Annotated in this window: 10 protein-coding genes; 6 read left to right on the forward strand and 4 right to left on the reverse strand. The window is 72.2% G+C overall.

What is annotated here, in order from left to right; all coding sequences use genetic code 11:
• Window positions 1-143 precede the first annotated feature (143 nt).
• Window positions 144-1,919 carry a 2-isopropylmalate synthase gene (gene leuA, locus G5C65_RS04665; RefSeq protein WP_165297317.1) on the reverse strand — a complete coding sequence of 592 codons (1,776 nt, stop codon included), beginning with the start codon at window positions 1,917-1,919 and terminating at the stop codon, window positions 144-146.
• A 315-nt stretch (window positions 1,920-2,234) separates the two neighbouring features.
• Between leuA and G5C65_RS04670 the strand changes: the two genes are divergently transcribed.
• The gene (locus G5C65_RS04670; protein WP_165297318.1) at window positions 2,235-3,341 is read left to right on the forward strand and encodes a M4 family metallopeptidase; all 1,107 of its coding nucleotides are present in this window, start codon (window positions 2,235-2,237) and stop codon (window positions 3,339-3,341) included.
• Between the two features lie 18 nt (window positions 3,342-3,359).
• The gene (locus tag G5C65_RS04675) at window positions 3,360-3,626 is read left to right on the forward strand and encodes a protealysin inhibitor emfourin (RefSeq protein WP_165297319.1); all 267 of its coding nucleotides are present in this window, start codon (window positions 3,360-3,362) and stop codon (window positions 3,624-3,626) included.
• 4 nt (window positions 3,627-3,630) lie between these two features.
• Here G5C65_RS04675 and G5C65_RS04680 read toward each other — a convergent pair whose 3' ends face one another.
• Both G5C65_RS04680 and G5C65_RS04685 read right to left on the reverse strand, forming a co-directional pair.
• The gene (locus G5C65_RS04680; RefSeq protein WP_165297320.1) at window positions 3,631-4,407 is read right to left on the reverse strand and encodes an HAD family acid phosphatase; all 777 of its coding nucleotides are present in this window, start codon (window positions 4,405-4,407) and stop codon (window positions 3,631-3,633) included.
• A 158-nt stretch (window positions 4,408-4,565) separates the two neighbouring features.
• Entirely contained in the window at window positions 4,566-5,684 is a 1,119-nt protein-coding gene (locus G5C65_RS04685; protein ID WP_338146231.1) for a carbohydrate kinase family protein, read from the reverse strand.
• Window positions 5,685-5,837: 153 nt separating this feature from the next.
• Here G5C65_RS04685 and G5C65_RS04690 point away from each other — a divergent pair, with 153 nt between their 5' ends.
• Window positions 5,838-7,163, forward strand: coding sequence for a family 4 glycosyl hydrolase (locus G5C65_RS04690; RefSeq protein WP_165297321.1), 1,326 nt, complete (start codon window positions 5,838-5,840; stop codon window positions 7,161-7,163).
• 239 nt (window positions 7,164-7,402) lie between these two features.
• Here the strand turns inward: G5C65_RS04690 and G5C65_RS04695 are convergent, their stop codons facing one another.
• Window positions 7,403-8,182, reverse strand: coding sequence for a VOC family protein (locus G5C65_RS04695; RefSeq protein WP_165297322.1), 780 nt, complete (start codon window positions 8,180-8,182; stop codon window positions 7,403-7,405).
• Window positions 8,183-8,338: 156 nt separating this feature from the next.
• Here G5C65_RS04695 and G5C65_RS04700 point away from each other — a divergent pair, with 156 nt between their 5' ends.
• From G5C65_RS04700 to G5C65_RS04710, 3 genes are read left to right on the forward strand one after another with little or no spacing between them, the layout of a single operon-like run.
• Complete coding sequence (locus G5C65_RS04700) at window positions 8,339-9,370, forward strand: PhoH family protein (protein WP_165297323.1); 1,032 nt, start codon at window positions 8,339-8,341, stop codon at window positions 9,368-9,370.
• On the forward strand, window positions 9,360-9,860 hold the full coding sequence (gene ybeY, locus G5C65_RS04705; RefSeq protein ID WP_165297324.1) for an rRNA maturation RNase YbeY: 501 nt from the start codon (window positions 9,360-9,362) through the stop codon (window positions 9,858-9,860). The genes G5C65_RS04700 and ybeY overlap by 11 nt, the downstream gene beginning before the upstream one ends.
• A 49-nt stretch (window positions 9,861-9,909) precedes the next feature.
• Window positions 9,910-11,235: a CNNM domain-containing protein gene (locus G5C65_RS04710; RefSeq protein WP_165297327.1), complete on the forward strand. Its 1,326-nt coding sequence runs from the start codon at window positions 9,910-9,912 to the stop codon at window positions 11,233-11,235.
• Window positions 11,236-11,271: the final 36 nt, after the last annotated feature.

Consider the following 11,271-nt stretch of genomic DNA (forward strand, 5'->3'; position numbering starts at 1 on the left):
TGTTAACCACAGTCGCCCCTCCGCGTCAGCACCTTGAGCACCACTCGGGTGTGGCAGGGCACTCGCGTTCGGCCACGGGGGGACGGCCGGGAGACGCCCCTCCCCCGCGGGCCCCGGCGGGAGAGGCGAGCGCCCCGACTCCGCTACCGGGAGGCGCGGTTGACCGCGGAGACCGCGGCCTTGATCGAGGCCCGGACGATGTTGGCGTCGATGCCCACGCCCCACAGCACCCGGTCCCCGATCGCACACTCGATGTAGGCGGCGGCCTGGGCGCCGACGCCCTCGCTCATCGTGTGCTCGACGTAGTCCAGCAGCCGCACGTCCGCCTCGACGACGTCGCGCAGCGCGTCGAAGAACGCGGCCAGCGGGCCGTTCCCCGTCCCGCTCAGCGTCACCGGCTCGCCGTCCACCACGGCCTCCACGGTGAGCGCGTCGTGGCCCTCGCTGGTGGTGGAGGTCTGGGTGTCGCGCAGCGCGATACGGCCCCAGCTCCCGCCGGGCGTCGGCAGGTACTCGTCCTGGAAGACCGACCAGATCTGGGCGGGCGAGACCTCGCCGCCCTCCGCGTCCGTCTTCTCCTGGATGATCCGGGAGAACTCCACCTGCATCCGGCGCGGCAGGTCCAGGCTGTGCTCGCCCTTCAGCACATAGGCGACGCCGCCCTTGCCGGACTGCGAGTTGACGCGGATGACCGCCTCGTACGAGCGGCCGACGTCCTTGGGGTCGATCGGCAGATAGGGCACCGCCCACGCGATGTCGTCCACTGTCTTCCCGGCCTCGGCGGCACGGATGTCCATCGCCTCGAAGCCCTTCTTGATGGCGTCCTGGTGGGAGCCGGAGAAGGCGGTGTAGACGAGGTCGCCGGCGTACGGGTGGCGGGGGTGGACCTCCATCTGGTTGCAGTACTCGTAGGTGCGGCGGATCTCGTCGATCCCGGAGAAGTCGACCATCGGGTCGACGCCCTGGCTGAACAGGTTCATCCCCAGGGTGACCAGGTCCACATTGCCGGTGCGCTCGCCCTGCCCGAACAGGCAGCCCTCGACGCGGTCGGCGCCCGCCATCACGGCCAGCTCGGCGGCGGCCACGCCGGTGCCGCGGTCGTTGTGCGGGTGCACGGACAGGCAGACGTGCTCGCGCCGGGACAGCCTGCGGCTCATCCACTCGATGCGGTCGGCGTAGGTGCTGGGCACGGAGACCTCGACCGTGGCGGGCAGGTTCAGGATGATCTCGCGGCCCTCCTCGGGCTGCCAGACGTCCATCACCCCCTCGCAGATCTCCAGCGCGAAGTCCAGCTCGGTGTCGATGAAGATCTCGGGGCTGTACTGGTAGCCGAAGGCCGTTTCCCGGCCGCGCCCGTCCAGCAGCTTCTCGGCGTACTCGACGACCATCCGGGTGCCGTCCACGGCGATCTGCCTGACCTGCTCGCGGCTGCCGCGGAAGACGACGTCGCGGAAGAGCGGCGCGGTGGCGTTGTACAGGTGGACGGTGGCGCGGTGGGCGCCGACCAGGGACTGGACGGTCCGCTCGATCAGCTCCTCGCGGGCCTGGGTGAGGACGGAGATCGTCACGTCCTCGGGGATCGCGTCCTCCTCGATGATGGAGCGTACGAAGTCGAAGTCGGTCTGCCCGGAGGAGGGGAAGCCGACCTCGATCTCCTTGTAGCCCATCCGCACCAGCAGGTCGAACATCTCCCGCTTGCGGGCGGGCGACATGGGGTCGATCAGCGCCTGGTTGCCGTCCCGCAGATCGGTGGACAGCCAGCGCGGCGCCCGGGTGATCCGGTTGCCGGGCCAGGTGCGGTCGGCGATGTCGACCGCCTGGTACGGCCGGTACTTGTGCACCGGCATCCCCGAGGGACGCTGGCGTACCGTCGAGGCCGTGATCGGGGTGGCGCGACCGACAGAGGCATGAGAGGTCATGATGCGTAGGGCTCCTGCGAGAGAGTGCGCGCGGGGCGCGCAGGGCTTCGTGGGCCGACCGGACAGCACCGCACTCCGCGGGGAGGGGGTCGGCCGTACGGCTACAGGCCCTCGCCGCGGCAGCTAAGAAGAAGCAGCCCGAAACGCATGGTCCGGCCAGCATAGCCACATCCGCCCCCCGCGCCAGTGCCGTATCACTATGCGATACGGCGCATGGGTGGCGCGGCGTCAGCACAGGCCCCCGCGCACCCTCCCTTCCTACGAATCCTGTCAGCGAGCAGTGACAGCGCGATGACGCAGTGCCACATTGCGCGCATGAGTACCCACCACGCACCCGCACCCCCCGCCTTCTGCACCATCGTGCCGCCGCACCTCCTCGACCGGCTGGCCCGCACCGGGGAGGCCGCGCTGGCGGCCCCCGCACGGCGCACCCTGGAGCGCGACGCCCTCCAGCGCACCCGGCGCCGGATCACCACGGTGCGCATGGCCGCCCCGGCCGAGCCCGCGGCGGCGCCGGAGCCGTCCGCCGGGGAGCCGGAGCGCACGCCCCGGCGCACCATCTACGACGCCAAGAACAAGGAGACGCTGCCCGGCAAGAAGGTCCGCGGCGAGGGCGGCAAGCCCGTCAAGGACGCCACGGTGAACCGCGCGTACGCCGGGCTGGGGGCCACCTTCGAGCTGTTCCTGAACGTCTACGGCCGCTGGTCCATCGACGGCCGGGGCCTGCCGCTGGACGCCACCGTCCACTACGGCGAGGAGTACGGCAACGCCTTCTGGGACGGCGAGCGGATGGTGTTCGGGGACGGCGACGGGGAGGTCTTCCGCGACTTCACCCTGCCCGTCGACGTCATCGGCCACGAGCTCACCCACGGCGTGACCCAGTACACCGCCAACCTGGCGTACTTCGGCCAGTCGGGCGCGCTCAACGAGTCGTTCTCCGACGTCTTCGGCGCCCTCATCAAGCAGTACGGGCTCGGCCAGGACGCCGGACAGGCCGACTGGCTGATCGGCGCCGGGCTCTTCACCGACCGCGTGCAGGGCGAGGCGCTGCGCTCGATGAAGGCACCGGGCACGGCGTACGACGACGATGTGCTCGGCCAGGACCCGCAGCCCGCCACCATGGCGGACTACGTGCACACCAGCGCGGACAACGGCGGCGTACACATCAACTCCGGCATCCCCAACCACGCCTTCTATCTGCTCGCCACCCGCCTGGGCGGGCACGCCTGGGAGCGCGCGGGGCAGATCTGGTACGACGCGCTCACCTCGGGCTCCCTGCAGCCGGACGCGGACTTCGCCGCCTTCGCCCACGCCACGCGGGACGCCGCGACGGAGCGGTACGGGGACGACAGCGCGGAGCGGGAGGGAGTGATGAAGTGCTGGGGCCAGGTCGGCATCCCGCTGGACGGCGAGGACGCATAGCGGGAGGAGAATGGCCGTATGCGTATCACCGTCACCCGCACGGGCGGCTTCGGCGGGCTCACCCGCCGGGCCTCCCTGGACACCGCCGGGCGCGCGGACGCCGCCGAGCTGGCATCGCTGGCCCGGGAGGCGGTCGCCGAGGGCCGGGGGCAGCAACAGCCGGGGGTGCCCGACGGCTTCCACTACGAGCTGGTCGTCGACGGCGAGACCGCGCACTGTGCCGACCCGCGGCTGACCGAGGCCCAGCGGGCGCTCATCGGCAGAGTGCTGAAGGAGGGGGCGTGACGGCTCAGGGCAGGTAGTACATCGGGTTCGGCATCTTCACCCGGCGGTCGGCGTGGCCGCCCTTCAGATCGCTGTACTGGTCGCCGAAGTTGGCGAGGATGTCGTAGCCCTGGCGCTCGATGTGGGCACGGGTGCCGGACTTGTACTCGACGGTGCCGCAGTCGGTGCCGCACTCCAGGTAGGGCGGCGGGTTCTTGTCGTCCTTGAGGTAGAAGTGCGCCTTGTCGACGGGCACCGCGTAGCCGGCGCTCTTGAGGTTCCGGACGCTCCAGTCGCGCTGGTACTCCTTGCGGCCGGTGAGGAAGAAGACAGTGACGCCCTTCCGGTGCGCCCAGTTGACCAGTCGCGTCATCCCGAAGACCGGCTTCATGTCGGTGGTGCGCAGGTAGTCGTCCTGTGCCTCGGGCGTGAAGTGGTAGCCGATGCGGCGCTCGAAGTTGTAGGTGAGCAGGGTGGTGTCGTCGACGTCGAGGACGATGGCGGGCTTCTCGCCGTGGTGCTTCGCGAGGTCCCGCTGCAGGTGCCGCCGCGCACCGGCGGCGATGTGGCGCACCTGGCGGGCGTAGCTGCTGTGCGGGGACGCGTGGTGCTCGCCGTCGGCGGTCTCGGTGTCGCCGTAGTACGCCTCGATCTTCTCCTTGACCTGGTCGAGGTTGGGGATCTCCCGGTCGGACCCGGGCACGGAGTGCTCGGCCGTGGCCTGGCCGGCGCCGAAGAGGGCCGTACCCGCCAGGGCGGCTGCGGCGAGGAGGGGGAGAGCGGTCTTGAGCGGGCGGCGCATGCGCAGCTCCTCGGGGGACGAGGCGGTGGTGACGGGAGTGACGGGGTGCCGGGGGCTCCGGGAGGGCGACGCGAGGAACGTAGCAGCGGGCCGCGCCAGGGTTCTACGCGCGGAGAATCAACACTTCGCAAAACGTTCCGGACCGCTCCCGGCCCGTCTCACCCCGCCCGGAATCCCAGCGTCGGGACCGCCCGGCGGGGGACGGCCGTGCACTCGTAGCCGGACAGCAGCGCGTCCAGGAAGGCGAAGCGCGGGTACTCCGCGCAGCGCTCCCGGGCCAGGTGCCACCAGCGCGCGACCTCCGCCCAGCTCGGCGCCGACAGCGAACCGCCGAACTCCTGCACCGACAGCGCCGCCGTCAGCCCCGCGAAGGCCAGCCGGTCCGCCAGCGGCCAGTCCGCCAGGCTCGCGGTGACGAAGCCCGCGACGAACACGTCCCCGGCGCCCGTCGGGTCCAGGGCCTCCACCGCGATGCCCGGGACCTCTGCCGTCTCACCGGTGCGCCCGTCCACCGCGTACGCCCCCTCGGCGCCCAGGGTGACCACCGCGAGCGGCACATACGCCGTCAGCGCGTGCGCGGCGGCGCGCGGGCAGTCCGTCCGCGTGTAGCGCATCGCCTCTGCCGCGTTCGGCAGGAACGCCTCGCAGTCGCCCAGCTCGGCGAGCGCCGCCAGGTCCCAGCTGCCCGTCTCGTCCCAGCCGATGTCGGCGAAGACCCGGCTGCCGCGCCGCGCCGCCGTGGCGATCCACTCCTGCGGGCGCCCCGGCACCAGCGAGGAGACGCAGGCGCGGGCCCGCGGCGGGCACTCGGGGGCCTCCGGGTCGTACCCGGCGGTCTCCTTGGGCGGGGCCTCGTGCCCGTGCGAGATCATCGTGCGCTCGCCCTCGTACGCCATGGAGACCGTCACCGGCGAGTGCCAGCCCGGCACGGTGTGCGAGAAGGACAGGTCGATGCCCTCGCCGCTCTCCAGCGCCTCCCGGCAGTAGTCGCCGTACATGTCGTCCCCGAAGGCGGCGGCCAGCGAGGTGCGCAGGCCGAGCCGGGCCAGCGCCGTGGCCATGTTCGCGATGCCGCCGGGGCTCGACCCCATGCCGCGCGCCCAGGACTCCGTACCGCGCACGGGCGCGGAGTCGAGCCCGGTGAAGATGATGTCCAGGAACACCGTGCCCGTCAGATAGACGTCCCACTCCGGGTCCCCGGCGGCGCGCAGCGCCGCGAGCGGGTCGAACCACTGCTGACGGCGCGCCCTGGGGCCGAGGATGTTACGCGTGCTCACCGTGCTCTCCCTGTCCGGCGGGGCTCTGGAGCGGGGTCCGTACCGCGGGTTCGGTGCCAGTCGGGTGCCACACCAGCGGTACGGCCGACCCTAGTCCTTCGCGGTGACAGCGCACCCCGGAACAGCCGTGCCGGGTGCGGTACGTTCCGCCTCATGAGGCTGACGATTCTCGGCGGGGGCGGCTTCCGCGTCCCCCTGGTGCACCGCTCGCTGCTGGCCGGAGGCGACTGCACGGAGCTGGTGCTGCACGATACGGATCCGGCCCGGCTCGCCGTTGTCGCGTCCGTCCTGTCCGCCCAGTCCGAGGGCGTACCGGGCGCCCCGGCGGTACGGGTCACCGAGGACCTGGACGAGGCGCTGCGCGGCACGGACTTCGTCTTCTCCGCGATCCGCGTGGGCGGCACGGCGGGCCGCGTACAGGACGAGCGGGTGCCGCTCGCGGAGGGCGTGCTCGGCCAGGAGACGGTCGGCGCCGGCGGCGTGCTCTACGCGCTGCGCACCGTCCCCGTCGCCCTCCGGATCGCCGAGCGGGTGCGGGCGCTGGCGCCGGACGCCTGGGTCGTCAACTTCACCAACCCCGCGGGGATGGTCACCGAGGCGATGTCCCGGGTGCTGGGCGAGCGCGTCATCGGCATCTGCGACTCACCGGTCGGCCTGGTGCGCAGGGCGGCGCGCGCCGCCGGGGCCGACCCGGACGCGGTGACCTACGCCTACACCGGGCTCAACCACCTCGGCTGGCTGACCTCCCTGCGCGACGCGGACGGCCGCGACCTGCTGGCCGCGCTGCTGGCCGACCCGGACGCGCTGACCTCCTTCGAGGAGGGCAAGCTCTTCGGCGCCGAGTGGCTGCGCGCCCTGGGGATCCTCCCCAACGAGTATCTGCACTACTACTACTTCCGGCGCGAGACGCTCGCGTCCGTCCAGGCGGCCGCCGAGACCCGCGGCGCGTTCCTCGACCAGCAGCAGGGCGGCTTCTTCGCTCGCGCCGCACCGCTGACCGGCGATCCCGCCGCCGTGCGCGAGCTGTGGGAGCGGACCCGGCTGGAGCGCGAGGAGACGTACATGGCCGAGAGCCGCGAGGCCACCGGCGGCTGGCAGCGGGAGAGCTGCGATCTGGACGGCGGCGGCTACGACCAGGTCGCCCTCGCCCTGATGCGGGCGCTCTCGGGGCGCTCGCGAAGGGAGGGCGCCCGGCTGATCCTGAACGTCCGCAACGCGGGCACCGTGCCCGCGCTCCCGGACGACGCGATCGTGGAGACCGTCTGCGAGGTGGACGGCGGCGGACCGCGCCCGCTGCCGGGCGCTGCGCTGGGCGAGGCGGAGCTGGGGCTGATGCTCCAGCTCAAGGCGGTGGAGCGGGCGGCGGTCGAGGCGGGCGCCGAGGGCTCGCACCGCGCGGCGCTGCGGGCCCTGGCGCTGCATCCGCTGGTCGACTCCGCGTCGGTCGCCGAGCGCATTCTGCGACGGTCGGGCTACTAGCGCGCTGTCGGCGCTCCGGGCTGGGTCCGGGGTGCCCCTTGCTGTTCGTCGCAGGGTGCGGGTGTGTCGGTGGTTGCGCGCGCAGTTCCCCGCGCCCCTGCGGGGCGCGCCCTGGCGCCCCGCAGGGGCGCTTCAGGGGCGCGGGGAACTGCGCGACCGGCCACGGCGACCGCCGCAGTCCGCAGGGCACGGGCCGGGGCTGCCCCGGGCCCGTGCCCTGCGGAGGGCAGCGGCCACGCTCAGGCCGGTTTCGAGGGGGGCAGCAGGACGAACGGGGCGCCGCTCGGGTCCGTGCACACCGCGAAGCGGCCGACGCCCTCCGCGTACTCGGGGCCCAGCGTGACCCTGCCGCCGCTCTCGGTGACCCTGGCGGCCGTCGCGTCGCAGTCCGCCACGGCGAACGCGGGCTGCCAGTACGCGGTGCCGCCGGGCAGCTCCTGCGCCGGCATCTCCACGGCGCCGCCCGCCGCCCGGTCCTCGCCCAGCCCGGCGGGGGTGATGAGCCGGTACGTGCCCTCGCCGCCCGGCATCGCCATGTCCTGGGTCTGCCAGCCGAAGACCTTGACGTAGAAGTCCGTCGCCGCCGCCAGGTCGCTGGTGCACAGCTCGGTCCAGCACAGGGTGCCGACCGTGTCAGCGGCCTCCATTCCGGGCACCTGCCCCGGCTCCCAGACGCCGAACCGCCCGCCCAGCGGGTCCGTGAACTGCCCCAGCCGGCCCTCGTCGCCCATGGTGTACGGGGCGGTGCGCACCGTACCCTCGGCGGCCTGCACGGCGGCGGCCGCGGCGTCCGCTTCCGGGGCGCTGAAGTAGGGCGTCCAGCCGGGCCCTGCGCCGTTGTGTATCCGGCCGACCACGCCGACGGCCTTGCCGTCCTGCCGGAAGAAGCCGTACCGCTCGGTGACGCGGTCCAGCTCCCAGCCGAACACCGCGCCGTAGAACTCCCCCGCGGCGTCGATGTCGGGCGCCGTGAGGTCGACCCAGCAAGGGGAACCCGGCACGAAGTCTGTGGTGATCATGGCGAAACCCCTTATGCCCGCTCGCGGAAATGCCTGCAGGCTTCCACCGAGTCCGCGCGTGAAAACCCCTGCGGCGGTGTCAGGGGGGCGTCGTAGGCTGGAAGCCCAGAGGACACCAGCGCAGAGAGGGAGATGAGCTGGCCCCAGAGGCCGCCCATGACGCAGACAACCCACCCAGAGACGGCGACCGCCCGCTTCACCGTGCCGGCCAAGCACCCCATGGTGACCGTGCTCGGCTCGGGAGATTCCCTGCTGCGCGTGATCGAGAAGTCCTTCCCCGAGACGGACATCCACGTGAGGGGGAACGAGATCAGCGCGACCGGGGAGCCCGCCGAAGTGGCCCTCGTCCAGCGCCTGTTCGACGAGATGATGCTGGTGCTCCGCACCGGCCAGCCGATGACGGAGGACGCGGTCGAGCGCTCCATCGCGATGCTGCGCAACCAGCAGAACGGCACGGGCGCCACGGACGAGACACCCGCCGAGGTGCTCACCCAGAACATCCTGTCGAACCGCGGCCGCACCATCCGCCCCAAGACGCTCAACCAGAAGCGCTACGTCGACGCGATCGACAAGCACACGGTCGTCTTCGGCATCGGCCCCGCGGGCACCGGCAAGACGTATCTCGCCATGGCCAAGGCCGTGCAGGCCCTGCAGTCCAAGCAGGTCAACCGGATCATTCTGACCCGCCCGGCGGTCGAGGCGGGCGAGCGGCTCGGCTTCCTGCCCGGCACGCTGTACGAGAAGATCGACCCGTATCTGCGCCCGCTGTACGACGCCCTGCACGACATGCTCGACCCGGACTCCATCCCCCGGCTGATGGCGGCGGGCACGATCGAGGTGGCGCCGCTGGCCTATATGCGCGGCCGGACGCTCAACGACGCCTTCATCATCCTCGACGAGGCGCAGAACACGAACCCCGAGCAGATGAAGATGTTCCTCACCCGCCTCGGGTTCGAGTCGAAGATCGTCATCACCGGGGACGTCACCCAGATCGACCTGCCGGGCGGTACGAAGAGCGGCCTGCGCCAGGTCCAGCAGATCCTGGACGGCGTGGAGGACGTGCATTTCTCGCAGCTCACCAGCACGGACGTGGTCCGGCACAAGCTCGTGGGCCGTATCGTCGACGCATACGAACGCTACGACAACGGCCCGTCCCAGGAAGTCAGCCACCCGCACCATGTCCATTGACGTCAACAACGAGTCCGGCCGGGCGGTCGACGAGGAGTCCCTCCTCGACATCGCGCGCTACTCCCTGGCCCGGATGCGCATCCACCCCCTCTCCGAACTGTCAGTGATCGTCGTCGACCCCGGCACCATGGAGCAGCTGCATCTGCAGTGGATGGACCTGCCGGGGCCCACCGACGTGATGTCCTTCCCGATGGACGAGCTGCGCCCGCCGTCCCGGGACGAGGAGGAGCCCCCGCAGGGCCTGCTCGGGGATGTCGTGCTGTGCCCGGAGGTCGCGGAGCGGCAAGGCGCCGAGGCGCCCACCCAGCACTCCATGGACGAGGAGCTGCAGCTGCTCACCGTGCACGGCGTGCTGCATCTGCTGGGGTACGACCACGAGGAGGCCGCCGAGCGGGCCGAGATGTTCGGCCTGCAGTCGGCGATCGTGGACGGCTGGCGCGCCGAGCACGGTCTTCAGGGGCCCTCCCCGGCCCCGACCACGACCTCATGAGCCCGGCGAGAGGCACGGGGAGCGGCACGGGGAGCGGGTGGTGAGCACCGTGACGGCCCAGCTGGGCGCGGCCGCCGTCCTGCTGGTCATCGTGGCGTGGCTGGCCGCGTGCGCGGAGGCGGGCCTGGCGCGGACGACGAGCTACCGCGCGGAGGAGGCCGTCCGCCAGGGGCGGCGCGGCGGCGCCCGGCTGGCCGCCGTCGCCGCCGACCCGACCCGCTATCTGAATCTGGCGCTGCTGCTGCGGGTGGCCAGCGAGATGGCGGCTGCGGTGCTGGTCACCTACGCCTGTCTGCGGGCCTTCGAGGTGAACTGGGAGGCGCTGACGGTCGCGATCGTGGCCATGGTCCTGGTCTCGTATGTCGCGATCGGCGTCTCGCCGCGCACCATCGGCCGCCAGCACCCGCTGAACACCGCGACGGCGGCGGCGTACGTCCTCGTCCCGCTGGCCCGGATCCTCGGCCCGGTGCCGCAGCTGCTGATCCTGCTGGGCAACGCGCTCACCCCGGGCAAGGGCTTCCGCAAGGGCCCGTTCGCCAGCGAGGCGGAGCTGCGCGCGCTGGTGGACCTGGCGGAGCGCGAGTCGCTGATCGAGGCGGAGGAGCGGAAGATGGTGCACTCCGTCTTCCAGCTGGGGGACACCCTGGTGCGCGAGGTGATGGTGCCGCGCACGGATCTGATCACGATCGAGCGGTTCAAGACCATCCGGCAGGCGCTGACGCTGGCGCTGCGCTCCGGCTTCTCCCGGATCCCGGTCGTCGGGGAGAACGAGGACGACGTCGTCGGCATCGTCTACCTCAAGGACCTGGCGCGGAAGGTGCACATCAGCCGGGAGGCCGAGACGGAGCTGGTGTCCACCGCGATGCGGCCCGCCGCCTTCGTCCCGGACACCAAGAACGCGGGTGACCTGCTGCGCGAGATGCAGCAGGACCGCAACCACGTCGCGGTGGTCATCGACGAGTACGGCGGCACGGCCGGGATCGTGACGATCGAGGACATCCTGGAGGAGATCGTCGGCGAGATCACCGACGAGTACGACCGCGAGCTGCCGCCCGTCGAGGATCTCGGCGACGGCTGCTACCGCGTCACGGCCCGGCTCGACCTCGGCGACCTCGGCGAGCTGTACGGGCTGGCCGGGCTGGACGACGAGGATGTGGAGACGGTCGGCGGGCTGCTGGCCAAGTCGCTGGGCCGGGTGCCGATCGCGGGCGCGACAACGACCGTCGACGTCACCGAGGACCGGCTGGACCCCGCGCTGACCGGGCTGCGGCTGACGGCCGAGTCCCCGGCGGGGCGGCGCAACCGGATCGTGACGGTGCTGGTCGAGCCGGTGCGGGAGGCCGCGGGGGCGGAGGGCGAGGGCGAGAAGAGCTGAGCCCGCTTCCCCGTGCTCCGCGAGCGGGCACGGGGA

The organism is Streptomyces boncukensis, from assembly GCF_011045075.1.
In the GTDB taxonomy this organism is placed as follows: Bacteria; Actinomycetota; Actinomycetes; order Streptomycetales; family Streptomycetaceae; genus Streptomyces; species Streptomyces boncukensis.